Origin of the sequence: Litorimonas sp. RW-G-Af-16, from assembly GCF_048319245.1 — a bacterium.
Classification (GTDB): Bacteria; Pseudomonadota; Alphaproteobacteria; order Caulobacterales; family Maricaulaceae; genus Litorimonas.
Genome location: NZ_CP166993.1, coordinates 707,037 through 732,155 on the forward strand (window position 1 = coordinate 707,037; position 25,119 = coordinate 732,155).

General features: G+C 52.3%; 16 protein-coding genes and 3 pseudogenes. 6 read left to right on the top strand and 13 right to left on the bottom strand.

Annotated features, from left to right (window positions below; all coding sequences use genetic code 11):
- Positions 1–155: 155 nt before the first annotated feature.
- Both AB8615_RS03505 and AB8615_RS03510 read left to right on the top strand, forming a co-directional pair.
- On the top strand, positions 156–1,592 hold the full coding sequence (locus AB8615_RS03505) for a flavin-containing monooxygenase (RefSeq protein ID WP_409433555.1): 1,437 nt from the start codon (positions 156–158) through the stop codon (positions 1,590–1,592).
- On the top strand, positions 1,589–2,449 hold the full coding sequence (locus AB8615_RS03510; protein WP_409433556.1) for an alpha/beta hydrolase fold domain-containing protein: 861 nt from the start codon (positions 1,589–1,591) through the stop codon (positions 2,447–2,449). The genes AB8615_RS03505 and AB8615_RS03510 overlap by 4 nt, the downstream gene beginning before the upstream one ends.
- 44 nt (positions 2,450–2,493) lie before the next feature.
- Here the strand turns inward: AB8615_RS03510 and AB8615_RS03515 are convergent, their stop codons facing one another.
- Entirely contained in the window at positions 2,494–4,854 is a 2,361-nt protein-coding gene (locus AB8615_RS03515) for a 3-hydroxyacyl-CoA dehydrogenase NAD-binding domain-containing protein (RefSeq protein WP_418152693.1), read from the bottom strand.
- Between the two features lie 49 nt (positions 4,855–4,903).
- Complete coding sequence (locus AB8615_RS03520; RefSeq protein ID WP_409433558.1) at positions 4,904–6,112, bottom strand: acetyl-CoA C-acetyltransferase; 1,209 nt, start codon at positions 6,110–6,112, stop codon at positions 4,904–4,906.
- A 336-nt stretch (positions 6,113–6,448) separates the two neighbouring features.
- Between AB8615_RS03520 and AB8615_RS03525 the strand changes: the two genes are divergently transcribed.
- From AB8615_RS03525 to AB8615_RS03535, 3 genes and pseudogenes are all read left to right on the top strand, one after another.
- On the top strand, positions 6,449–9,097 hold the full coding sequence (locus AB8615_RS03525) for a TonB-dependent receptor (RefSeq protein WP_409433559.1): 2,649 nt from the start codon (positions 6,449–6,451) through the stop codon (positions 9,095–9,097).
- A 121-nt stretch (positions 9,098–9,218) separates the two neighbouring features.
- Positions 9,219–10,378 (top strand): annotated as a pseudogene (locus AB8615_RS03530) (acyl-CoA dehydrogenase family protein).
- Between the two features lie 35 nt (positions 10,379–10,413).
- A complete protein-coding gene (locus AB8615_RS03535; RefSeq protein ID WP_418152695.1) occupies positions 10,414–11,955 on the top strand; it encodes an AMP-binding protein in 1,542 nt (513 codons plus the stop codon).
- On the opposite strand, the gene AB8615_RS03540 is transcribed toward AB8615_RS03535, so the two are convergent.
- From AB8615_RS03540 to AB8615_RS03590, 11 genes and pseudogenes are all read right to left on the bottom strand, one after another.
- Positions 11,944–12,774, bottom strand: coding sequence for an SDR family NAD(P)-dependent oxidoreductase (locus AB8615_RS03540; protein ID WP_409433562.1), 831 nt, complete (start codon positions 12,772–12,774; stop codon positions 11,944–11,946). The two genes, AB8615_RS03535 and AB8615_RS03540, sit on opposite strands and share 12 nt — an antisense overlap.
- 60 nt (positions 12,775–12,834) lie before the next feature.
- Positions 12,835–13,434 carry a metal-dependent phosphohydrolase gene (locus tag AB8615_RS03545; protein ID WP_409433563.1) on the bottom strand — a complete coding sequence of 200 codons (600 nt, stop codon included), beginning with the start codon at positions 13,432–13,434 and terminating at the stop codon, positions 12,835–12,837.
- Positions 13,431–13,865 (bottom strand): acyl-CoA thioesterase, encoded by a 435-nt coding sequence (locus AB8615_RS03550; RefSeq protein WP_409433564.1) that lies wholly within the window; start codon positions 13,863–13,865, stop codon positions 13,431–13,433. The genes AB8615_RS03545 and AB8615_RS03550 overlap by 4 nt, the downstream gene beginning before the upstream one ends.
- A complete protein-coding gene (locus AB8615_RS03555) occupies positions 13,862–14,992 on the bottom strand; it encodes an iron-containing alcohol dehydrogenase (RefSeq protein ID WP_409433565.1) in 1,131 nt (376 codons plus the stop codon). Before AB8615_RS03555 ends, AB8615_RS03550 begins: the two co-directional genes overlap by 4 nt.
- A 47-nt stretch (positions 14,993–15,039) precedes the next feature.
- Positions 15,040–15,663: a LysE family translocator gene (locus AB8615_RS03560; protein WP_409433566.1), complete on the bottom strand. Its 624-nt coding sequence runs from the start codon at positions 15,661–15,663 to the stop codon at positions 15,040–15,042.
- Positions 15,664–15,674: 11 nt separating this feature from the next.
- Positions 15,675–16,640: an NADPH:quinone oxidoreductase family protein gene (locus AB8615_RS03565; RefSeq protein WP_409433567.1), complete on the bottom strand. Its 966-nt coding sequence runs from the start codon at positions 16,638–16,640 to the stop codon at positions 15,675–15,677.
- 1 nt (position 16,641) lies between these two features.
- A complete protein-coding gene (locus tag AB8615_RS03570) occupies positions 16,642–17,454 on the bottom strand; it encodes a TIGR03084 family metal-binding protein (protein ID WP_409433568.1) in 813 nt (270 codons plus the stop codon).
- Positions 17,451–19,448, bottom strand: a complete 1,998-nt coding sequence (locus tag AB8615_RS03575) for an acetyl-CoA carboxylase biotin carboxylase subunit (protein ID WP_409433569.1) — start codon at positions 19,446–19,448, stop codon at positions 17,451–17,453. The genes AB8615_RS03570 and AB8615_RS03575 overlap by 4 nt, the downstream gene beginning before the upstream one ends.
- Positions 19,449–19,450: 2 nt before the next feature.
- Positions 19,451–20,254, bottom strand: a complete 804-nt coding sequence (locus AB8615_RS03580) for an enoyl-CoA hydratase/isomerase family protein (RefSeq protein ID WP_409433570.1) — start codon at positions 20,252–20,254, stop codon at positions 19,451–19,453.
- A 1-nt stretch (position 20,255) separates the two neighbouring features.
- A pseudogene (locus tag AB8615_RS03585) lies at positions 20,256–21,816 on the bottom strand (acyl-CoA carboxylase subunit beta).
- Between the two features lie 62 nt (positions 21,817–21,878).
- The gene (locus tag AB8615_RS03590) at positions 21,879–23,666 is read right to left on the bottom strand and encodes an acyclic terpene utilization AtuA family protein (RefSeq protein ID WP_418152700.1); all 1,788 of its coding nucleotides are present in this window, start codon (positions 23,664–23,666) and stop codon (positions 21,879–21,881) included.
- Between the two features lie 223 nt (positions 23,667–23,889).
- Between AB8615_RS03590 and AB8615_RS03595 the strand changes: the two are divergent.
- A pseudogene (locus AB8615_RS03595) lies at positions 23,890–25,066 on the top strand (acetyl-CoA C-acyltransferase).
- Positions 25,067–25,119 lie beyond the last annotated feature (53 nt).

Sequence of the window (25,119 nt, forward strand, 5' to 3'; positions counted from 1 at the left end):
TAGCCGAACGCCAAAGACGACATCACTGGCTGAAATCTAAACTTTGCCCAAAGAACATTTGGCCACAATCCTTATGGCGGTAGCCGTCCTCCGTATCCCTACCATACACAATTTGCCGCTTTCCAAATCATAGCGGATGTCGCTAAGCTATTCCCATGATTGACACACTGATTATCGGAACAGGGTTTGGCGGGCTGTGCATGGGGGCGAAGCTGCGCGATGCGGGCCGCGATGATTTTGTGATTTTGGAAAAAGCGGACGGTGTCGGCGGCACATGGCGGGAAAACACCTATCCGGGCGCAGAATGTGACATTGCTAGCGCCTTTTATTCCTACTCTTTTTGGCCCAATCCTGGCTGGGATTTTAAATGGGCGAAGCAGCCGCAAATCCTCAAATACCTCAATGATTTTGCAGATGCATTTGATCTGCGCCGACACATCGAATTCGGTCAAACGGTAACAGGCGCGACCTATGACAACGCTGGATTTTGGACAGTCTATCTGGCGGATGGCAGTTCGCGCCAATGTCGCTTTTTGGTTTCAGCGATTGGGCAGCTTCATCATCCTAAAACGCCTGAAGTTAGCGGCCATTCGGACTATCAAGGCGCATCTTTTCATTCGGCGGAATGGGATCATAGCTTTGATATGACAGGTAAAGAGATTGCGGTCATCGGTAATGCCGCCAGCGCGATCCAGCTGATCCCAGAGGTTGCGAAGGCAGCCAAAAATTTGACTGTTTATCACCGCAGTCCGAACTGGATTTTGCCAAAGAAAGATCGCGCCTATACACGTCTGGAAACATGGCTGGGAAAGAGATTTCCAGCGCTTGGAAAGCTCTATCGTTTCTCGCTTTGGTGTCAGGGGGAGTATTTCATATGGCCCATGATCAAAGGACGCCGTGTGCGCAGTTGGTTAGGAGAACAGTGGTGCAAATGGGGTCTGCGGCAACATATCAAAGATAAAGATTTACGCGCCAAACTCACGCCAGATTTCCCGATTGGTGCGAAACGCGTCTTGCTATCAGATAAGATTTATCCCGCCTTGGCCCGAGATAATGTAGACGTTGTGACGAAGGGCGTAGATCACTTCACGTCAGACGGAATAGAAACGGTGGACGGCACAAAGCGCCAGCATGACGCCGTCATTTTTGCGACAGGTTTTTACTCCAACCCTTTCCTAAAATCCTTAAACGTAATCGGGGAGGACGGGCTGGCTCTGACCGATCATTGGGCGGACGGGGCGCAGGCTTATATGGGGACAATGACATCGGGTTTCCCCAATCTGTTTATCCTTTACGGCCCCAATACGAATACGGGCCACACCTCCATCGTCTATAAGCTGGAGCATCAAATTGCCTTAGTGCTGCAACTTTTGGACAAGGCTGGTACGGGGGCAATCGCAGTAGATCCAGAGGCTGAGGCTGAGTTCAATATCGAAATGCAAAGTCGCCTTAAAAAACTCGCTTGGTCGCAGGTTGAGGCGAGTTGGTATAAGGTCGGCGAGAAAGTCACGAATAACTGGCCTGGCTCCTCTGTGGAATATCGCCGCCGCATGCACACCCCGATTTGGGATCATTTTGAGGTCAAACCATGACGAGCCTGCGGTATAAAATGATGCAGGGTTTCCTGCGAGCGACGCGCTTTCGCTTTCGTATGTTGCGCGATGCAAAGATCAATAATCCCCGCTACACCACTCCGCGTGGGAATACCGCGAAACGCTATACACGCACAGAATTTGAAGGTCATGCTGTCTGGACTGTGCATCCCAAATCAGGCCCAACGGAGCGGGTCTATGTCCATGAGCACGGCGGGGGCTATGTCTATGCCATTACGGATGTGCATTGGGGACCCATAGCGGAATTAGCCGAACAGGCTGGCATCACGATCATCATGCCCGAATATCCCCTGCCACCTGTCAGCACGACAGATATTCATGATTGGGCGTGCCGACATTACGCCAGTGTCTCGCAGACATATGGCGCTGAGAATGTCTGGCTCGGCGGTGATAGTGCGGGCGGAAATTTGGCCTTAGTCATTGCGCAAAAACTTGCAGGTAGCGAGGCTGCGCCGCGAAATCCTCTCGTGCTTTGGTCGCCTTGGGTGAACCTGACGCCGCTTGAATCAATTAGCAAAGATGATGACTATGAGGCGCTGATCACACCTTACGGGCTAGAACCCGCCGTCAGTCAATATGCCCCGAATTGGGACCGCACAAACCCGTTGATCAGCCCGACATTTGCAGACCTATCGACCTTGCCAGCTATGCACATCATCACAGGCGGGCGAGATATTTTGCACCCGCAAATCATGGAATTCTCTGCCAAGCTGAAAGCCGCGGGCAAGCTAGCGGGTGAGATCATTGCGCATGAATATGGGCATTACTGGATGTTCTATCCCGTGCCAGATCGCCATAAAACGCTCAGGCAAATCGCTGATATTCTGCGGGCATAAAAAAACCTCCCGAAGGAGGTTTTTATTGCGTGTAGTGCAAAGCGCTAAGCAACTTTTTTGCCCTCTTGCGCTTTGAGGATTTTCGCAATCGTGTCGCGTTTTAGGTCATCTACGCTGGCGGCGATACCCAGGCCGTTGGCGATCTTTACAACTTCTACTTCTAACATGCCGTTGAGCATCGTCTTGGTGTAGTGCGTCTGCTTTGGCTTGCCGCCATAGAGCGTTTTACCGTCCTTCGCCATCTCGCGAATTTTGTTCGGCGGAGAGAACCGCGCGCCGTGACGCTGCGCCAACATGTCTGACGTTGCGATATAGGCATCAAGCCCAATCGTATCGATATATGACAGTGGACCACCCGTATATGGCGGGAAGCCGAGGCCGAAAATTGCGCCCAGGTCTGCTGATTGCGGGTCTGGCACGACGCCCTCTGCGAATGTCCGCGCGGTTGGGGCTAGCAGGGCGTAGAGCAAGCGTTGCTTGACTTCTTCGGCCGTGGGTTGCTGTTCGAGGAGCGGGTAGTGATCCGTCATCCCTTTCCACAGCCCAAGACGCTTGCCGTTTTCGTCATAGTCATAGAAACCTGCGCCGAAGCGACGACCCGCACGGTCCCACTTCGTGACCATGTTTTCCATGAACTCTTCAGAGCCCGTCGGCACATATTTGTCGCCCATTTCCTCTTGGGTTGATGTCATGATGTCATAGCCAAGTTTTTGCGTTGTATCATCTGAGACCGCGAGAGGGCCGATTGGCAAACCAAGGTTTGCGGCGCAATTCTCAATCAACGCCATAGACACGCCTTCAATCACCATTAAATTGGCTTCGTTGACATAAGGCGGGAACACTTGATTAGTGAAGAAACCGCGCACGTCTTTGACGACAATCGGTGTTTTCTTGATCTTGGAGTTGTAATCAAACGCGACAGCTAGAGCGAGGTCACCTGTCCCTTCATGCGGGATGATCTCAAGCAGCGGCATCCGCTCGACGGGGGAGAAGAAATGCATGCCGATGAACTGTTCTGGACGGGAGGAATTCTCGGCCAAACCACCAATCGGTAGCGTCGAAGTATTAGAAGCAAAGACGACGTCTTTGCCGATGACAGCTTCTGTGCGTTTAATAACGTCAGCTTTGACGTCAGGGCGCTCGAACACAGCTTCGATAATCAGATCGACGTCTTTGAGCATGTCGTAGTCATCTGTTGGGGTGATACGCGCGAGGAAAGCGTCGGCTTTCTCTTGCGTCATTTTCCCGCGAGAGACTGACTTGTCCAAAATTTTCTTTGTGTAGGCGATGGATTTCTGCGCCTCTTCCATTGTGCGGTCGAGCGAGATGACTTCCATGCCCGCTTTCGCAGTGACATGCGCAATGCCAGAGCCCATGAGGCCAGCGCCAAGGACACCGACTTTCTTGATCTCGACCTTGTCTATGCCTTGAGGGCGCTGCGCACCTTTTTCAGCGGCTTGCTTGTTCACAAACAGCGTGCGGATCATGTTTTGAGCCGTCGGATCGGCGAAGAGTGAGAGGAAGTATTTTGTCTCGACCATCAATGCGCGGGTCATCGGCAGTTGGGTGCCTTCATAGAGACAAGACATGATCGCTTTGACGGCAGGATAGTTATTCTTGGATTGCTGCACGGCCATGGCATTTGCGGCCATGAAGAATTGGACAGCCTTTGGATTCATCGACCCTGCACCGCCCGGCACTTTAAAGCCTTTAACATCCCAAGGCTGCAACACGCCTTTTTCGATATTGGCTTTGACCCAAGTCTTCGCGGCTTCGACGGTTTTGCCAGGTTCAACAACTTCGTTGATGAGGCCTTGCGCGAGCGCTGTTTTTGGGTTGAGGTTTTTGCCTGTTGTGATCATTTGCGCCGCGTTTTGCAGGCCGATCAGGCGTGGGACGCGCTGCGTGCCGCCGCCACCTGGGAGGAGGCCAACTAGCACTTCTGGCAGGCCGAGTTTAATCTTAGGGTTATCGGCGACAACGCGGTGGTGGCAAGATAGCGCCAGTTCCAGGCCCCCGCCAAGGGCGAGACCTTCGATTGCACACGCAACAGGCTTGGCCTTCTTGCCTTCGCGCTGCATTTGACGCTCTGTATGTCCGCCTGTTTCCATGTCGCGGAGCATTTTGTTCATCGCAAAACCGCGGTCAAACGCATCTTTACTTAGCTCGCCGTCTTGGCTCTCCAGCATGCGTAAATCAGCACCTGCCATGAAATTATTGTCACGGCTCGAGCTGATCACAAGGCCTTTCATCTTATCGTCCGCAATGAACTCTGGCACAAAAGCCGAGAATTCTTTGATGAGGTTTTCGTCCCAGACGTTCATGCCTTGATTGGGAACATCGATGACCAGATGGGCAATGCCGTCTTTGTCTAGATCGATGGAAAATGCTTTATACTTAGCCATATTATCTATCTCTTATCTTATATCGTCAGTGATAATCAGGGGCGCGGGGTTACACGCGCTCAATGATCGTAGCTGTGCCCATGCCGCCGCCAATGCAAAGCGTCACGAGGGACGTTTCTTTATCGGAGCGCTCTAATTCGTCGACCATCGTGCCGAGGATCATCGCGCCAGTCGCTCCCAGCGGGTGACCCATCGCAATCGCGCCGCCATTGACGTTCATAATGCTGTGATCAACATCTAGCGCCTGCATAAAGCGCAGGACGACCGCCGCGAAGGCTTCGTTGAGTTCATATAGGTCAATATCGTTGACATTCATGCCCGCGCGTTTGAGCGCTTTTTGCGCTGCAAACTCTGGCCCTGTCAGCATGATCGTTGGTTCTGACCCGATAGAGGCCATGGAGCGAATACGAGCGCGAGGCTTTAGGCCAAGGCGTTCGCCGACTTCTTTATTGCCAATCAAAAGGCCCGCTGCCCCGTCAACAATACCAGACGAGTTACCCGCATGATGCACGTGCTTGATTTTCTCAACTTCTGGGTAACGCTGCTGCGCGACATTGTTAAAGCCAAAACTCTGACCCATCATCGCAAATGACGGATTCAAAGCGCCAAGGCCTTGCATATTTGTATCAGGCCGGATCGTCTCGTCGTGACCGAGGATTTCAACACCCATCACGTCCTTCACAGGTACGATAGATTTGGAGAACCGTCCCTCATCCCAAGCGCGCTTAGCACGTTTGTGAGATTCGACGGCATAGGCGTCAACATCATCGCGGGAGAAGCCGTATTTTGTTGCGATCAAATCAGCCGACACGCCTTGCGGGACGAAATAGTTGTGAAAGGTCGATGCTGGATCAACTGCCATCGCGCCGCCGTCACTGCCCATTGGCACGCGAGACATGCTCTCGACACCGCCGCCAATCGCCATATCGCATTCGCCCGCCATAACTTTAGCAGCGGCGATATTGGACGCTTCAAGCCCTGAGCCGCAAAAGCGATTCACTTGGATGCCTGATGTCGTTTGCGCGTAGCCTGCATTTAGAATGGCTGTCCGTGTAATCACCGCGCCTTGCTCGCCCACAGGGGACACACAGCCAAGGGCAATATCTTCGACTTCCGCTGAGTCGATGCCGTTGCGATCGCGCAGAGCTTCCAAAACTTGTGTCGCGAGGTTGACGGGCGTGATTTCGTGCAGACTGCCGTCTGGCTTGCCTTTGCCGCGCGGTGTGCGAACGGCGTCGTAGATATAGGCTTCGGTCATGGTCGATGTCCTTCAGAATTGGTTTCTGTTTTCGTTGTGCGCTTTAGATACGGTTTGAGCGCACAAATAAAGGGGGCAGGGCGAATTTTTCACCTCTATCCGTGAAAACTGCGCATGTGTTTTTGAATTGCTGAGTTTTCGCTTGTCACAATGAAATAACTCATAGTGATGCGCAGAGTTGCAATTTCCTCAATGTTGTTGCGCATTTAGCACAGAATTTCAGAAAATTTCAGAAACCGCATATGTCGCTTGAAATTAACGAAAACGCGCCGTAATCGTTACACAACCGGGTGATCAACGCCCAAAACTTCAACACGAACTAGATTTCGGGGAATTATGTCAAAATATACCACACTTATAGGATCAACAGCTATTGCGATGGCGATGCTCGCGACACCCGCTTACGCGCAAATCGAAGACGAAATTATCGTGACAGCGACCAAGCGTGAGACCACGCTGCAAGACACGCCTGTCGCCGTGACCGTCACAAGCGCTGACGTTATCGAAAAAGCGCGTATTCTTGATTTAAAAGACTTACAATCAGTCGTGCCAACCCTTCGCGTTTCGCAGCTACAAAACTCTGCCAACACAAGTTTGTCTATTCGTGGTTTTGCCAATGGCTCTAACAACCTCGGTATTGAGCCATCAGTTGGCTTGTTTATCGACGGCGTCTACCGGTCTCGCGCAGCTGCAGCTATTAATGACCTGCCAGTTTTGGAGCGCATCGAAGTCTTGAGCGGTCCGCAATCAACGCTTTTTGGTAAGAACGCATCTGCGGGTGTTGTTAGCATTAGCACAGCCAAACCATCCTATGAGACAACAGGTTATATTGAGGCAGGATATGGCAACTATAATCTTATGACTGCGAAGGGTTATGTCTCAACTGGCATTGCTGACAATGCAGCTGTTAGCCTCGGAGGTGGTTTTCAAACACGCGATGGGTATGCTGAGATCACCTCTCTCAACGAAGATATTAACGATCTAGGCCGCTTTAACCTGCGCGGTCAGGTTTTGGTTGAGCCCACTGATACGATTTCTTGGCGCGTCATTGCCGACTACAGCGAAATCGACGAAAGTTGTTGTATTGTAGCGACAGGCATTGAGGGCGCTACAGCGCCTGTTGTACGTCTATTGGGCGGCGAAACCAATAATGTGAATGATCCATTTGGTTATGAGACCGTGCTAAACCGCAACACACCTAACAAATACCAAGATTGGGGTGTATCAGCACAAGGTGATTATGATCTGGATTTCGCAACCCTGACATCCATCACAGCTTTCCGCAAAAATGAAGGTGGTTTTGATGAGAGTGACTCTGACTTCACAACGATCCGTTTGCTGGAAAATGTGTATCAAGATGTTGAGATCAACACCTTCACACAAGAATTACGCCTGACATCAAACCCAGGCGACCTTCCATTTGATTGGATGGTTGGCGGATATTATTTCAATGAAGATATTGTCCAAGAATCTGGCGCTAGCTATGGCCCGCAAGCGCGTCCATATGTGAACACATTACTGCTTGGTCTAACACAGGGACAAGTATCACTTGGCTCACTAGAGGCGGCTATTCCAAATCTGGCACCTGGCAGTTCTTATGCTGATGGACAAGGATCTGACGAACGCTTCACTCAAGATAACGAAGCTTACTCCGTCTTCGGCACGGTTGATTTCAGCGTTACAGACCGCCTTACTCTGACGGGTGGCCTTAACTACACGAAAGATAAGAAGGACGTTGTCGGAAGTGCCAATATCACTGACGAGTTCTCTTCATTGGACTTCTTAGGTGCAGACGGTGCTGCCTTTGTGGCTGCTGGCGTCTTCGTCAATGGCCAAGACCCAATTCCGGGACTTGTTCCAAACGGTATTCCAAGCCTAGCGATGTTCCTACCATCCATCGGCGTAGCTCCGACACCAGCTAACATTCAAGCCTTGCGTTCGGGGACATTTGCAGGTGCGGCGCAGCAAGCTGGATTTAACCAGTATGCAGCGGGCGTTGGCCAATTCGCAGCAGGTGCAGCCGCTTCGGGGGCTTTGTCCGATATCGCGGCTATCCAATTCTTTACACCGTTCCTCGGTTTCCCAAATGCCGTTGAATCTGGACAAACGAAGGATGATGATCTGACGTGGACTGTGAAAGCGGCTTATGAAGTGAATGATAACATTAATCTTTTCGCGTCTGCCGCAACTGGATTTAAAGCCTCTTCATGGGCGCTAACGCGTAACTCTCGTCCGTTTGCCTCTTCTCGGGCAGCCATTGATTCGAATGGCCTGACACAGAGCAACCCAAGTTTCGGAACACGTTTTGCGGGGCCAGAAGAAACAACTGTCTATGAACTCGGCATGAAAACACGCTTTGAAAAAGGCGCGTTCAACATCACAGCGTTTGATCAGACAATCGAGGGTTTCCAATCGACGATTTTTGCGGGCACAGCTTTCGTGCTTAACAATGCGGGTGAGCAATCTGTCCGTGGTTTTGAATTCGATGCGACCTACAAGCCTGTAGATGCTCTCACCTTCAATCTTGGCGGCGCTTATCTAGATGCTAAGTATGACGAGTTCCTAAATGCCGGCGTTCCAGAAGGCAGTGCGATTGACTTGGCTGATGGCACAGAAGATGGCGTTGGTGATTTGTCTGGTGAAACGCCAGCAGGTATTCCTGAATTCGCTCTATCACTTGCGGCAACTTACACCTTTACTGTCAGCGATAACGTTGAAGGCTTCCTCCGTGCTGATTATCAGTGGGAAGACGAAGTTACGATTGTTGATAACCTTCCAGCGAATGTCACGCGTGAAGTTAATACAATTAACGCAGCTTTGGGCTTCGAATGGGATAGCGGTATGTCTGTTCAAGCGTGGGTGCGTAACCTAAACAATGACGAGTATTTCGGAAGTGGTTTCCCTACACCTGCACAGGCTGGATCGTTTAGTTATTATCCGAACCAGCCACGGACATATGGTGTTGTTCTGCGCAAGGAATTCTAAGTCTGCGCTGACATCGAAGTTTAAGAAACCCGGTCTATTGGCCGGGTTTTTTTATGCATGATCGCTATGCTTTGCCAAAGTCGAACGATCTCCGTAAGATAAGGAAAAATCAGGGGATCACATGCTATCGAATCCATTTGAAACGCCAGAGCGCAAGGCCTTTCGCGAGACGATCGAGGCTTTTGTAGCTGCAGAAATTCGCCCCCACGCCTTTGAGTGGGACGAGCAAGGCGGGATTCCAATGGAACTTCATACGAAGGTGGCTGACCTCGGTGTTTGGGGGTTCGGTATTGACGAAGCCTATGGCGGGTTGGGGTTTGACGACCCTTTTATGCGGTGCGATTTCGCTGTCGCGATGGGCATGTGCGGGGCGGGCGGCGTACCAGCCGCGCTGGGGGGCGTAGCATCTCGATTGACCCAATCTACAAACTTGCGAGCCAAGAGATCAAAGATCGCTGCCTCAAAGATATTATCGAAGGTCGCAAGCAAAGCTCACTCGGGATCACTGAACCGGGCGGCGGATCGGACGTCGCGCGCATGACGACGACTGCGAAACGCGACGGTAATCACTGGCTAATCAACGGGTCCAAGACGTTTATCACAGGGGGTATGCAGAGCGATTACTATGTCATCGGGGCGCGCACGGGCGGGGAAGGCTTAAGCGGTATTTCGCTATTCTTTGTGGATGCTGATGCACCGGGTTTTTCACGCACGCCCCTGACCAAAAAGATGGGCTGGTGGGCGTCCAATCAAGCGACGCTTTATTTCGATGATTGCCGCGTTCCCGCAGAGAATTTGATGGGTCAAGAGGATTACGGCTTCCTGCAAATCGTCCATAATTTTAATTATGAACGGCTAGGCCTAACGGCGTGGGCGCTCGGCATGATGCGTGTCTGCCTAGAGGATAGCATTGCATGGGCGCAGCAGCGCGAGACGTTCGGCAAGCCGATGATTAAGCATCAAGTCATCAGACACAAAATTGCAGATATGTCGGCTAAGGTTGACGCGGTGCAGTCCTATATCTGGACGATTTGCGCTCAGATTGAAGCGCATCATAACGGCGAGGCGGATATGCCTGTGGCCGAGATTTGCAAAGCGAAATTCTTTGCCACGAAAGCCTTAGAGTTCTGCGCGTCAGAGGCGATGCAAATATTGGGCGGGGCGGGATATCTGCGTGGCAACCGCGTCGAAAACGTCTATAGAGAAGTCAAAGTTATCGCGATTGGCGGCGGATCAGAAGAAATCATGCGCGACCTCGCCGTGCGACAGATGGGCTTATAAGTTAAAGAGATAGCAAAAATAGATCGGGGAGATTTATGACAATATATGCACGCGATTGGATAGATTATCACGCGTCAGTGAACGCCGATAAGACGGCCATGATTGACCTACATAGCCAACGACAATTCACCTACAGTCAGATGAATGACCGCGTAGCGCAGGTCGCAGGTTTTTTGAAATCTAAAGGCATTGAACCTGGCGACCGCGTTGCATTTTTATGTTTGAATACAACGGATGTTATGGAGCTGGTTTTTGGATGCTGGCGCATTGGCGCCGTTTGCCTCGCTCTGAACTTTCGTCTCGCGCCGCCCGAAGTCGCCTTTATTCTCAATGATTCAGAAGCTTCGATGATCGTGGTTGATGCGCCCTTTGCCCCAGTGGCCGAAGCGACGAAACCACTTACCGATGTCGCCCACTGGATCAGCACAGACGGCATGGGCGGCGATAGCAGTTATGAGCAAGGTCTTAAAAACGCCACGCCGATCTATGATATGCACCCACAAAGCGTCGAGGATCAGTGCTTGCTAATGTACTCCTCTGGTATGACGGGATCGCCCAAGGGGGTGATTATAACCCATGTTATGTTGGAACATGTTTATGCGTCTTCCGCGCGCATGGGTAATTTTACGCCGCGCAATGTAAGCCTCAACAATATGCCACTTTTTCACATTGGCGGGCTGAACGTCACGGCTCTGCCCACGATCTGGATTGGCGGGACGTGTGTGATCATGCGCATGTTTGAACCGGGCGCGACCTTGGCCGCGATCAGTGACCCAGCGCTGGATATCAATTTGATCTTCATGGTGCCTGCTGCGTTTAACGCGATGAAAGAGCATCCCAACATGCCGACCTCAGATTTCTCGAGGCTTGAAGTCGCATTATGCGGAGCGGAAACTGTGCCAGAATCGCTCATGCATTTCTGGCTCGAAAAGGGGATCGCGATACAGGAAGGCTACGGCATGACCGAGACAGCTGCGGCTGGCTGCATGGTCGCGAAGGTCGACATTCCTGAAAAAATAGGTTCTTGCGGGCGACCGCTCATGCACTCCCAAGTCAAAATCGTCGATGAAAATGGCGAGGTCTGCCCGCCCAATACGCCTGGAGAAATCCTGTTCAAAGGCGCGGCGATCACGCCTGGATATTGGCGGAACCCAGAGGCAAATTCCAAGTGCTTTGTCGACGGCTGGTTCCGCTCGGGCGACATTGGCCGTATGGATGAAGACGGATATATTTATATCGAAGATCGCGTGAAGGACATGTACATTTCTGGCGGGGAGAACATCTATCCCGCAGAAATTGAAGGCTTGCTCTATGAGTTGCCAGAATTGTTGGAAGTTTCCGTCATTGGTGTGCCTGATGAAAAATTTGGCGAAGCAGGATGTATCGTTGCTGTTTTCAAAGCCGATAAATCTTTAACGCTGGAGCAATTCCAAGCGCACCTAACGGGTCGTATCGCGAAGTTTAAGATTCCGACCTACCTCCATGTGATCGATGCACTGCCCCGCGGCGGCACGGGCAAGGTGTTGAAATTTGAACTACGGAAGTCTGTGCCAGAGGCTCTGGGCCTAAAGACCTAAATCTTTCAGGTTCGCATCATAGTCGGCCAATAACTGCGTCTGCCGCGCGACGAGCAAATCTCGCGCGTCAGGATCGTTGAAAACATGCAAGCGATTGGCCGCAATCGCGCTCATGGCCAACTCCGCATAACGCTCCGCATCCATCCCGTTTTCAACGAGCGCTTTGACCGCCTCATAGGCTTTGGACGCTTTAAACTGATCGCGCGTTTTCGCGGCGTCAGGGCTTTGATCTGATGTGTTGTGGATGTTGGACTTCACCCACGTCGGGCAGAGGCATGACACGCCAATCCCTGCAGGGGCCAATTCTTGGAACAGCGCTTCGCTATAGCCAACAGCCGCGAATTTCGTCGCGAAATATGGGCCCATGCCAATGCTGGCGACATGGCCTGCCATAGAGGCCGTATTGGTGATATGTCCGCCTTCACCGTGGCTCATGATCAGGGGTATAAATGTTTCGCAACCATAGACGATCCCCAGCACATTAATGTCCGTGATCCAGCGCCAGTCTTTGAGCGAAATCTGTCCCGGACGCCCCGCCAGCGAAACGCCGGCATTGTTAAAGACCAAATGCACTTTGCCGAACGTATCAAGCGTGGCTTGCGCGGCGGCTTTCACAGAATCCGCATCGGCCACATCGCAGATAACCGTCGCGGTCTGGCCCTCGTGCCCCACGTCCCGCTGCGCCTGCTCCAACGCCGCGCGATTAATGTCCGCCATCATGACTTTGCACCCACGCGAGAGCAGGGACTTAACGAGGGCTAAGCCAATGCCAGAGGCAGCGCCAGTAACAAATGCGACTTTATTAGAAACTTCGGTCATGGGCATCCTTCGCGCGAATATGCGCTAGTTGGAGAAATTAAGTTGGAGGTTATTCAGCGCCTATAACGGCATCGGGCTATCATGGAAAACCCTCCGCATTAGCGGGATAAAGCTCTCCAAACTATCAGCCTCAAAGTCAGGATCAAAAGCGGGTGCGTCCCACTCATCGACTAGTTTCACGGCCAGATCATACCACGGCTCGTCTTTCCACTGCAGCCGCAAATCCGTCGGCGCGCCCATATAGTGATAATAATGCTCACCTTGGAAAGCTTGGTGATTGCGAATGACGTGGTAGCTATCGTCAGAAATATAAGGCCGCATCATTTCGGCTGCGATTGGGCCGTGATTGGGGACGTTGATGACCTTGGCAATGTCGTGGCAAAGCGCGATCACGATTTGCTCATCTGTGGCCCCGTCGCGCCGCGCGAGCGTACCACACATAAGGGCATGTTGCAGTTGGTCGCACGCAAAGCCAAGAGTCGCATTTTCCAACTGCTTGAGCATATCGATAAATCGGTCAGCTGTTTTGGTGAAATCCTGCTTATGTGCCGCTCCAATTTTCTGCCAGTCTTCCAGGGTGCCGTCTTGCATGCGGGTAAATTTGGCTTGTTCACTCACCAGAGCAGGATCGTCTTTCAGAATGTCTGATATCTTGTTCATACCGTAATCTCCCCGAGTTTATGGCGCATTATATCAGATATAGGGGTAGGCCGTCGAGTGACCGCGTCAACATAGACATGCACGAAGTGTCCCCGCGCGCTGGCTGTCGTCTCGTCATTCCTAAAGATACCAATATCGTAAGTGACGCTGGAACGGCCGAGCTTTGTGACGCGAAGGCCAGCATGCACGATGTCAGGATAGGTGATTGAGCCGAAAAACTGGCAGCTTGTTTCCACCGCCAAGCCAATCGTTTCGCTCTCCTTTAGATCCAGCAAACCTTGATCGATGAGGTAGCTATTCACGACTGTGTCGATGAAGTAATAATAAACCGCATTATTGACGTGGCCATAGCTATCATTGTCATTCCACCGCGTCGGAATTTTGAGGAAATGCGGGTAGGCGTCGCGGGTCGGGGGTGTAGCGCGGCTCACAAGATCGTCTCATAAATTTTCACCGTCGCGTCATACGTCATCAGGCGTGGATTATTGATCAGCAGCCTTTCCTTCGCCATGGCGTCTTCGGCCATCATTGGGATGGCGTCTGCAGGTATGTTGACCGCACGAAGTGTTTGCGGGACGTCTGTTGCGTCTTTGATCCGTAGCATGTCGTCAATTAAACTATTGGCTGTTGTGCCTATGCCGAGATCGGTTGCGATTTCGCTATACCAACCCTCTGCCTTGGGTTGATTATACTTCATCACTTCGGTCAGAACGAGCGCGTTCGATAGCCCGTGCGGGACGTGGAAAAACCCACCTAGCGGATAGGCGAGCGCGTGAACAGCGGCGCAGGGCGCATTGGAAAACGCTTGACCCGCAATCATCGCGCCCATCAGCATGTCGTTGCGCGCATTGATGTTGTCAGGTTCATGGCAAGCCGTGACGATGGAGCCGCGGAGTTTACGTAAAGCCGTCAGCGCCATAGCGTCTGAGAGCGGATTTTTCAGGCGGATAGAGGTATAGGCCTCTATCGCGTGAACCATGGCGTCTATGCCTGTGGCCGCCGTAATTGACTTCGGCAAACCGAGCGTTAGCTCCGCATCGAGCAACACGCGATCCGCATAGAGGCTGTCCGCCACAATGCCTTGCTTGGATGTTTTGCCCGTCGTAAGGATCGCGACATTCGTGACCTCGCTGCCGGTGCCAGAGGTTGTGGGCATCAAGAGGAGGGGGAGCTTCGGGCCGCGCGCATTGCCGACTCCGTAAATCTCTGAAAGTGGCTGATCGCAGCCGACCAAATGGGCAATGACTTTTGCCGTGTCCATAGGCGACCCGCCACCAAATCCGATGACCAGCCCCGCACCGAAATCCCGAATTTTGTCAGCCCCCATTTGCACGATATGGTCTGGGGGATCTGCGACGACATCGTCAAATACCATGACTTTATGTCCCGCGTCTTCCAGCGATGCCAGTCCGGCATCCATCAAGCCCAGTCCGCGTACGCCTTTATCCGTCACAATCGCAATGCGCTTATTATCGCATAAACCCTCAACATAATGATCCAGCTTCGCCGCTCCGCCCGGCGCGATACGAATGTCTGAAACGGTTTTAAAGCTGTGCATGAATGATCCTTCGAATCCTTGTGACAGATATTGCGCTGGTCCGCAATTTAACTCACACCTCCACGCGTCGAATAACCAAACCAAATCGCAACAACCGCCAACGCCAAAGATAGTATCTGCCGCGTCATTTTATTACGCTTAGGATCGGCCAGAAAGGGGTTAAACAGGCTCGCAAATGTCACGATCAAGATGTGCATGATGGTCGCAATACCCACATATAACAGGGTGAGGGACGCTGTCTGTGTAAAGCTGGTATCGGTGGTGGAAACAAATGTCGGCAGGATAGCAATGTAGAAAAATGCAGCTTTTGGATTCAACAAATTGACAATTAAGCCATGTCTAAAATAGGTCGCGCTAGACTTGGCACCATGAGCAGTTGATGGAGAATTTTCACCAGCCTCGCGCCATCCTTCCCATGCCAAATACAGCAAATAGACAATCCCACCCCATCGCAAAATTTGAAACATTATCGGGCTTTGCGAGATAACGGCCGCTACGCCAGCCGCGGCCAACAAGCCGATGATGAGCAGCCCCAGCGCGACTCCAAGTGTGGTAGCAAAGCCGTATCGCCGTCCTTCCGTGGCACTGATCAGTGCTAAGAAAGCCATGTTAGGCCCGGGTGTACTTTCGATGAGAAAGGCCGTGAGAATGAAAACGCCGAGATTGTCCATGCCCGTTTGCTTTACGTCATGGTCAAAATGACCTTGCCCATCGCGCGGCGGTTCGCCAACTCATCAAAAGCTTCAACAAAATCGTCCAAAGGATAATGGCCAGAGATACGCGGTTTGATCGTGCCGCTTCGGACCATCTCCATAATCTCGCCCATATTTTCGCGATGCCCCTTGGGGTCTTTCATCGTCCATGTGCCCCAAAAAACACCGCGAATATCGATAGACTTCAAGAGCGCTAGATTAAGAGGTATCTTCGGAATCTCTCCGCCTGCAAATCCAATGACCATGTAACGGCCATACCACTTGAGCGTTCGCATGGCGGGTTCAGCGAATTTATCGCCAACAGGATCATAAATCACATCAGCCCCGCCGAGTTCCTTGACACGAGACTTGAGGTCCTCTTCAGAATAATTAATTAAATGATCCGCGCCGTGTTCTCGACAGACGGCCAGTTTTTCTGCCGTGCTAGCGGCCGCAATTACCGTCGCGCCCATCGCTTTTCCCAGCTCTACTGCAGCCAATCCCACGCCGCCAGCAGCACCCAAAACCAAGAGCGTTTCGCCCGCCTTTAATTGCGCCCGTTGTTTTAACGCGTAGTAAGACGTCCCGTAAACCAGTGCTAGGCCTGCTGCGACGTCAAATGGCATATCCCCCAGTGGCCAAGTCACCATCATCGGGGCAACGACTTCCGTCGCAAATGCGCCGTTCATCACCATCGTGCCAACCCGGTCGCCGACTTTCAGGTAAGGCACATCATCGGCGAGCTCTGTGATAACGCCCGCACATTCCGCTCCGGGCACAAAAGGAAAAGGCGGCTTGATTTGGTATTTTCCCTCAGTCATCAAAATATCTGGAAAGTTCACGCCCGCCGCTTCAACCGCAATCCGAACATGACCGGGTTTGAGCGCAGGCGCCTCTATTGTTTCGACTTTATGGTCTGTGTAGGATTTGAATTCGTGACAAACAATCGCGCGCATATTAATTTTCCTTTGTGTGACGCTGGCCTTGGCTCGGGGGCATTTCCGCACCCCCTGCAAAGCACTGCGCAATAGACATCCAGACTGTCGCAGCTTCGCCGATAGTCGTCAAATTTGTATCGGCGATATTTCGGCATTGCGTGACGACTTGACAAAATTCTGTGGCCGAGCCTTCAAGCCTGTTCTCGTCTTGAGGGTCATTCCATTCCCAAATACCGCCTTCAGGAGAGGTGAGGCGTACATAGGGCTTGGGCAAAATCGGAGTGCGGCCATTGACTTTGAACGACCAGCTATATGTCGTCACACCAATGTGTGCGACATTTTTCAAACGGTCTTTATCAATACGCTCTTGACCTAACACGTCATAAATTGCCTGCGCGTGTGCCCAGGTTTCCATCTGCCGTGCGATAATACAGCTGCGCGCAGACATATCTGGGCCACCCCATTTCACGCGCTGGTCAGGGTCTGCGTCAACATAAATATCTGCTACTGTCTCATACCCATTTTGCCAAGCTGCGCGTAAGTCCTCTCCCTTATCAAGACCCTGAGAGCTGGCCCATTCCCGCTGCAAATCTTGATGCGTTTTACCGCCCTGGAAAACCTCAATCACTTGTCCCATTAAAGCCGAAAATTTTGCAGGATCGTTCAGAGTCCAATCTGCCGCCATGTTCCAAAGATGCAGGTGCGCAATGACATCGTAGATCGTCCATGATTTAAACTGCGTCACGAATTGCATCTGTGCGGGCGATAGGTCTTTAATTAGATCATAGACGGCACGCGACTCGTCTCTGAAATCAAGAGCTTCGGAGATCATGACGTGGCCTCAGATATGGAACAAATTAATTGGTTCGCGGATATTTGATCGCCAATATTCGCGCCAACATCTGTTACTGTACCGTCAATGTCTGCCAGAATTTCATGCTGCATTTTCATGGCCTCTAAAATGGCAAGGCGGGTTCCAGCCGTCACAACATCGCCGGCTTTTACAAATAGCTTGGCGAGCGTGCCGTGCATTGGGGCGATGATGTCTCCCGCACCTCGCTGCGCCTCGCGCGTCGCAAAAACAGAATTCATATCGATGAAATTATAGGACTGTCCCTCTATCGCTACCGCAATGTCAGCCGCACCACATGATTGCCAAAACGCTTTTAACTTTCGACCTGATATTTCAACTTCAATTTGCTCTGAATTGAATGATAAAATTTTGGCGTCATATGAAGTTGAATTAAATTCAATCCTAAAACTCTTTCTATCCAAGGGAGACACAAGAACAGGTAATTCGTCGAACTGAAACGCTGTTTGAATAGGCGTTGCACTGCTCCAGTTTAAAAGTGGCGAGGGGAGAGGCAAAGACGTTGCTAGGGCCTTAGTTAGAGATGCCTTAAATCGAGAGAGACATGCGATGATTATAGCATCTGCAGGGAAGTTTATATCTTCCAAAGTGCCCGCACCGAAATGATCTTGAATAAAACCAGTTGTGGCATTTCCTGTTACAAAATTGGCTTGCGTGAGGATATTAATTAATAAGCTTTGATTGGTCTCTACACCAAAGATGACGCTATCTTTGAGGGCGGTGACTAATCGTTGTCGGGCGATGTCTCGCGTCGGGCCATAACCAATTACTTTGGCGAGCATTGGATCATAAAATGACGATACTTCATCGCCCGCTTTGAACCCGCTATCAAGCCTGATGCCGTCACCATTCGCAAGACGAAATTTATTTAATCGTCCAGTAGAAGGCTTGAAATCCTCAGCTGGATTTTCTGCATAGAGGCGGGCTTCAATCGCATGACCCGTGAAGTGAATATCCTCTTGAGATAGTCCCAGCGGCTCCCCGCGTGCGACTCGAATTTGCATTTCTACCAAGTCCAGACCTGTTATTAATTCGGTCACTGGATGCTCGACTTGCAGGCGTGTATTCATTTCAAGAAAAAAGAAATCGCCAGAACTGTCTAGCAAAAACTCTACGGTTCCTGCGCCAAAATAATTAATATCTTTTGCAGCGCGCACGGCGACAGCGCCCATCTCAGCCCGCAGCTTATCCGTTATGATGGGACAGGGCGCTTCCTCGATAACTTTTTGGTGGCGGCGTTGCACCGAACAATCCCTTTCCCCGAGGTGGATTACATGGCCAAATTGATCTGCAAAAATCTGTATTTCAACATGGCGCGGCTGTTGAATCGCGCGTTCTAGAATTAATTGATCAGAGCCAAATGCGCTCTTAGCTTCTGCCCGGGCGTCATGCAGGGCATCCATGAATTGTTCGCCCGTTGGGACTAACCTCATACCGCGTCCGCCGCCGCCAGCCGCCGCTTTCACCATGACGGGGAAGCCAATTAATTTCGTTTGTTGAAGCAGGTTGTCATCGGTTTGATCTTCGCCTTGATAGCCCGGGATGCAGGGCACGCCTGCTGCGATCATGCGGCGCTTAGCTTGGGCTTTATCTCCCATTAAATTAATAGCGTCAGCGCCAGGCCCGATGAAAATTATTCCCGCTGCCTCGCAAGCTCGCGCGAAGTCTGCGGTCTCAGATAGAAAGCCGTACCCCGGATGGACGGCATCCGCCCCACTTGACTTGGCGGCGTGTATCACGGCGTCAATCGAAAGATAGCTTTCAGTCGCAGGTGAGGCGCCGATATGAACTGCGTGATCGGCTTGTTTCACATGCAGAGCTTGCGCGTCCGCATCGGAATATACCGCTATTGTTCGTATCCCCATGCGCTTGGCTGTTCGAATAATTCGGCAAGCGATTTCGCCCCGATTGGCAATCAAAATAGATGTGATAGATTGATTTAATTCACGCGCCATAATTAATTCATTGACCAAGACGGCTTGCGTTTTTCCAAGAAGCTCGCAATGCCTTCTTTGCCTTCATCGGACAAAATCGCATCAGTGAATTTTTCAGCGGCAAAATCTTTTTGTGCCTCTCGATCAAGATAGGGCGTCGCCACGAGAATTTCTTTCGTCAATCCGTTAGCCCCTGGCGCGCAGCGTTTGACGCCGTGAATTAATTGCGCCTCTAATTCTGCGAAGTCTGATGCGTTAGTAATAATGAAGTCAGACAGTCCGAACGTGTCTGTTTCCGCGCCTGTAAATCGGGCCCCCGTAAGCATTAGCCGTCGCGCCTTTGGTAGACCGACACGCGCGACAACAATCGGCGCGATCTGCGCAGGCACTATGCCGATCATGGTCTCGGTGAGAGAGAACTTCGCGTCCTCTGTCACGACAATTACGTCAGCGCAACACATCAACCCTAACCCGCCCGCAATCGCTGCGCCTTCGACAAAAGCGATCACGACTTGCGGCATGGATTGGAGGAGGTCGAACACGTCGCCAATGCCGCGATTGAGTTTAATAAAATGGCCTCGGGAAGGATTTGTTTGCCCACTCGCAAAGCTCTTTAAATCTCCGCCAGAACAGAATACGCCTCCGCGCCCACGTAGCGTAATCCCGCGGACGGATCGGTCAGGTTTAACCGCCTCCAAAGTCGCGACAAATTCTGCCATCAAAGTATCGGACAAGGCATTCCGATTAGACGGAGAATTGAGCCAGATGGTAAGCCAACCATCATTTAACTCTAGATCCAGTAATGTCGTGTTTGGGAGCTGTGTCATGTTACATCCTTGCTATGCCAAAGCTGTTATCTTTCACGCTTCGGTGCCGTCCTTCCCAGACAGTGCCCAGCAAAAAGCCTAGCACTTTACGTGTGTCGCGGGGGTCGATCATGCCGTCATCCAAGCAATGCCCAGATGTGTAGAACGCGCTGGACTGGCTGTCGAAAATATCCGTGAGAGCGGCCTTTTGCTTGGCGGCAGTTTTAGGATCGACCTCCGTCCCGCTGCGAGCCGCTTGCGCTTCCGCGACGATTGCCATGACACCCGCCGCTTGCTCTCCGCCCATCACGCCCGTGGCGGCATTGGGCCATGTGAAGAGGAAATCAGGATTATATCCGCGACCGCACATGCCGTAATTCCCAGCCCCAAAACTTGCGCCAATCATCAGAGTGATACGCGGCACAGATGTGTTCGTCACCGCTTGGATCATCTTAGAGCCATGCTTGATCATGCCCGCTTGTTCATACGTTTTGCCGACCATGTAGCCCGTCGTGTTTTGAAGAAATATCAAGGGCGTGTCAGCCTGATCCATCAGTTGAATGAATTGCGCCGCTTTGGTCGCCCCGTTCGGATCAATCGGGCCATTATTGGATATAATTCCGCAAGCCTGACCATAAATCGAGGCTTGGATACAAACAGTGCTTTCGCCGTAACCAGGCTTGAAATCCGAAAAATCAGAACCGTCAACGATGCGCGCGATCACCTCCCGCACGTCATAGGGTTTGCGATAATCCGTGGGGACAATACCCGCAATCTGCGCAATATCATAAACTGGCTCAGACCATGTTTTGGGTTTGGGGTCTGGGCAGCGATCATTCCAATGCAGACGCGCAATGACTTCGCGCATCATCAGACACGCCTCGCTATCGTCTTCGGCTAAATACTCGACCAAGCCTGACACAGTGGCGTGCATGTCCGCGCCGCCGAGTTCCTCCGCTGTGGCTATCTCGCCCGTTGCGGCTTTCAGCAAAGGCGGCTCCCGCGAGAAAAGCTTGGCCCCGATCTTTGACGCCGATGACATAATCAGACAGCCCAGGCATGTAGGCACCGCCCGCTGTCGAGCTGCCGTGCAGAATAGACAAAACGGGTATGCCCGCTTTGGACAGTCGCGCAAGATTGGCAAATAATGTGCCGCCATTGACGAAGCTCTCGACCGTGTAATTCATCAAATCACCGCCCGCGCTTTCGACCAAATGAACGAAGGGGAGTTTCTGCTGCAAAGCTATCTCTTGCGCACGTTCCAAACGGTAGCCACCCGCCGTGGTCAATGAGCCAGCTTTGATGCCGCTATCGTCAGTCACGATGACGACGCGGGTGCCGTTGATAAACCCAATGCCTGCCATGATCGTCCCGCCTGGAATTGAGCGAGTTTCGTCATCGGTATCGAGCAAATATCCTGCGAGGTTCCCGATCTCCAGATAGGGCATGCCCGCATCTAACACACGCGCCAGCCGTTCGCGGGGCAGGAGTTGACCTCGCTTATCAAACCGCGCTTTTTTCGCGGCGGAGAGAGCGGGCGCACGCGCGTTAAGCGCCTCAAGCTTATCAATCAAGGCCAGCATATCCGCGCGGTTTTGCGCAAAACTGTCAGACGTTGTCTGGATACGTGAGGTGAAAACCGCCACTAAATTTGGCTCGCAATGTGGGAGGGGACTTTGATCATCTGGCGCAGCAGGATTTGGCCGTAGCCCTTGCCTTGGCTGTCATTGCGCAAACTCGCAGGCCCACCGCCGCCCAGCACATTATCGATCAGGAAGTTGATCGAATGACTACCGGGAAGGTGGAAGACCTCGACTGCACCAGATGTTTCCATAAAATGCGATAGCGCGCCCTCAACTATATCAGGGGTCAAAGCGGCAACTAGATAGGGGAGATATTCGGGCTGGCGTGCGATAATGCCGATATTGGATTTGTTGCCTTTATCGCCCGACCTCGCCCATGCGAGCTTGATCAGCGGGACGTCTGTGTCTGCATCCTGCGGCGGCTTTGGCAGAGTGTGCGGGATAGGTGCAGGCGTTGGCGAGAAAAGCGCATCTGTATGAGTGATGACATTCCCGCCCACATCAATTTTGACAGGCAGTTCGCCTTTGGGGGTCAGGTAAGAAAACAACCTCACCACGGGTGACGGTTTGGCCCTCACGCCCGTAAAGCCAGACAGGCCAGGCGGGGTGGCAAGGGCGAGGCCTGACACTTCTTTGAGGAAGATTGCGCATGCGCGCATGTCGGGGTGCTTCACGGCGAGTTTCATCACGACTTCATCGCTCTCGCGGGCTTCGCCAAATTGACTGCCCGCGCCCATGATTTCTTGTGAAAATTCCGTATATTCACCGAGGTTGAAAACACGCAGCGCTTTGTTCGCACGATCCAGCGCGGCCTTGCCAAATTTCTGCGCCTTGGCCGTAGCGTTTCCGCCGTAGTGCGTAACGTAGGTGCCCGCGCGGAACCCGTCCGCATAGGTGAGGCAGGTTTTGTAAGTCGCGGGGGCTGGGCGGCCTTTGGCGGGCGAGACTTGCACGCGGTTCGGGGCTTGCTGAATGATTGTGACCTCGGAGAAATCACAAATAACATCGGGCAGGAAATAAGCCTGCGGATCGCCGATCTCGTAGAGCATTTGCTCTGACACCGTCCCGACATTGACGATGCCCTGCGTGCCGTCTGGCTTGGTCGTCACAAAGCTCCCATCCGCTGCGACTTCGGCGATGGGGTAGCCGATCTCGGCAATGTCGCCAGCGTCTTCCCAATCTGTGAAGTTTCCGCCCGTCACTTGGGGGCCACATTCGAGAATATGCCCACAGAGCGATCCGCTGGCGAGCAAATCCCAATCCGTCGCCTCCCATCCAAATTCATGGATCAACGCGCCTAGCGTCACGGCGCTGTCGACGCACCGACCCGTGATCACAATGTCTGCGCCCGCTGCCAAGGCTTTCGCCACAGGAAACGCGCCGAGATAGGCGTTGATGCTGAGAATTTTATCAACATCGGGAAAGTCGCGCCCGTCAAACATATCGCGCAAGCCTTCGGCAGCAATTTTATCTTTATTACCCAGCAGGTCATCGCCCGTAATGACCGCAACAGTCAGGTCTAGGCCTTTTTCTTTGATGATCTCGCGCACAGCCGCGCCGCAAGCCTCTGGATTCACGCCCCCCGCATTGGCGAGCAATTTCACGCCAGAGCTGGCAATGCGGTCAGCGAAAGGACGGATCACGTAGTCGACAAAATCTGTCGCGTAGCCCTTGCTTGGATCTTTGGCTTTGGCCCTCGCCAAAATCGACATCGTGATCTCGGCCAAATAGTCGTAAACCAGATAGTCGAGCGCGCCGCCCGCCTCTTTGTGAGCCAAGAATTGCGGCGTCGCCATGGCGCTCTCGCCCCAATATCCGCTCGCGCCACCAATGTTGATCGTCTGTGTCAAACCATTTCCCATCTTTTCTGTTATAAAAGCCTAGAAACGCACTATGTCAAATGCCCCCGTAAAATCTGCCTCGAATTTGCGAGGCTGGTGGAAAAAACTTGCGCGAAACAGGGATGAAAGCGCATCGCCATACAGGCTTCTATGGACGCTATACAAAATGTTACTATTCAAATGCCGCCCTGCATCGTAAGAATAATCACGTTTACACATTTTGGAGAATACTATGCGCGAAGCTGTCATCGTCTCAACTGCCCGTATCACCGATCGGCCGCGCATATCGCGGGGCTTTCAACAACACGCCGTCCCCAACCCTCGCAGGTCACTGCATTGACGCAGCGGTCAAGCGCGCAGCTATTGACGGCGCAGAGGTTGAAGACGTGAATATGGGCTGTGCGCTGCAACAAGGCGTGCAAGTGACGATTGGCCGAAACGCTGTCCTCGCCTCGAACCTCCCTGTGACAGTGCCCGCGCAATCGATTGACCGTCAGTGTTCCTCTGGCATGATGGCGATTGGTATGGCCGCCAAGCAGATCATCGTTGATAATCAGCAGATCGTCATTGGCGGCGGTGTCGAGTCGATCTCTATGGTGCAGACCGCCGAGATGCGCGTCGCCCCTGATATGAATGTCGTGAAGAAACATCCGAACGCCTACATCCAAATGATCGATACGGCTGAGATCGTCGCTAAGCGTTACGGCGTCTCGCGTGATGCCATGGATGAATACGCTTTGATCAGTCAGCAGCGCACACATGCCGCGCAAGAAGCTGGTAAGTTCGACGATGAAATCATGCCGATGACCAGCACGATGAAAGTCATGAACAAAGAAACCAAAGAAGTCTCTGAGCAGGAAGTCACACTGGCCAAAGACGAAGGCAACCGCCCGTCCACAACGCTCGAAGGCTTGCAAAGCCTCAAGCCTGTGCGTGGCCCTGACTATACGATCACAGCGGGCAATGCGTCCCAACTCTCTGACGGTGCGTCTGTTTCTGTGCTGATGGAAGGCAAAGAAGCCTCGAAACGTAATCTCAGCCCACTCGGCATTTACCGCGGTATGGCTGTCGCAGGTCTGGAGCCGGATGAAATGGGCATCGGCTCGGTCTTCGCTATCCCAAAATTGCTCAAAGCGAACGGTTTGACCATGGATGATATTGACTTGTGGGAGTTGAACGAAGCCTTCGCCGTGCAAGTGATTTACTGCCGCGATAAGCTGGGAATTCCGATGGAGAATATGAACGTCAATGGTGGTGCTATTTCTGTGGGCCACCCTTACGGCATGTCTGGCGCGCGCATGGTTGCGCATGCTTTGATCGAGGGCAAACGCCGCGGCGCAAAATATGTGGTCAGCACAATGTGCGTTGGCGGCGGCATGGGCGCAGCCGGTCTTTTTGAGGTCGCCTAACAATTCAGGCAAAGCTTGGAAAAATCGGTTATTATCGATTTTCGGTAGGCTAT

What these genes read in the sequence shown, in the direction of transcription:
- AB8615_RS03560 (WP_409433566.1), bottom strand. Translation starts at nt 15,663, where the DNA reads ATGGACAATCTCGGCGTTTTCATTCTCACGGCCTTTCTCATCGAAAGT.
- AB8615_RS03570 (WP_409433568.1), bottom strand. Translation starts at nt 17,454, where the DNA reads ATGATCTCCGAAGCTCTTGATTTCAGAGACGAGTCGCGTGCCGTCTAT.
- AB8615_RS03545 (WP_409433563.1), bottom strand. Translation starts at nt 13,434, where the DNA reads ATGAACAAGATATCAGACATTCTGAAAGACGATCCTGCTCTGGTGAGT.
- AB8615_RS03510 (WP_409433556.1), top strand. Translation starts at nt 1,589, where the DNA reads ATGACGAGCCTGCGGTATAAAATGATGCAGGGTTTCCTGCGAGCGACG.
- AB8615_RS03580 (WP_409433570.1), bottom strand. Translation starts at nt 20,254, where the DNA reads ATGACACAGCTCCCAAACACGACATTACTGGATCTAGAGTTAAATGAT.
- AB8615_RS03535 (WP_418152695.1), top strand. Translation starts at nt 10,414, where the DNA reads ATGACAATATATGCACGCGATTGGATAGATTATCACGCGTCAGTGAAC.
- AB8615_RS03555 (WP_409433565.1), bottom strand. Translation starts at nt 14,992, where the DNA reads ATGCACAGCTTTAAAACCGTTTCAGACATTCGTATCGCGCCGGGCGGA.
- AB8615_RS03575 (WP_409433569.1), bottom strand. Translation starts at nt 19,448, where the DNA reads ATGGCGCGTGAATTAAATCAATCTATCACATCTATTTTGATTGCCAAT.
- AB8615_RS03520 (WP_409433558.1), bottom strand. Translation starts at nt 6,112, where the DNA reads ATGACCGAAGCCTATATCTACGACGCCGTTCGCACACCGCGCGGCAAA.
- AB8615_RS03565 (WP_409433567.1), bottom strand. Translation starts at nt 16,640, where the DNA reads ATGCGCGCGATTGTTTGTCACGAATTCAAATCCTACACAGACCATAAA.
- AB8615_RS03515 (WP_418152693.1), bottom strand. Translation starts at nt 4,854, where the DNA reads ATGGCTAAGTATAAAGCATTTTCCATCGATCTAGACAAAGACGGCATT.
- AB8615_RS03540 (WP_409433562.1), bottom strand. Translation starts at nt 12,774, where the DNA reads ATGACCGAAGTTTCTAATAAAGTCGCATTTGTTACTGGCGCTGCCTCT.
- AB8615_RS03505 (WP_409433555.1), top strand. Translation starts at nt 156, where the DNA reads ATGATTGACACACTGATTATCGGAACAGGGTTTGGCGGGCTGTGCATG.
- AB8615_RS03525 (WP_409433559.1), top strand. Translation starts at nt 6,449, where the DNA reads ATGTCAAAATATACCACACTTATAGGATCAACAGCTATTGCGATGGCG.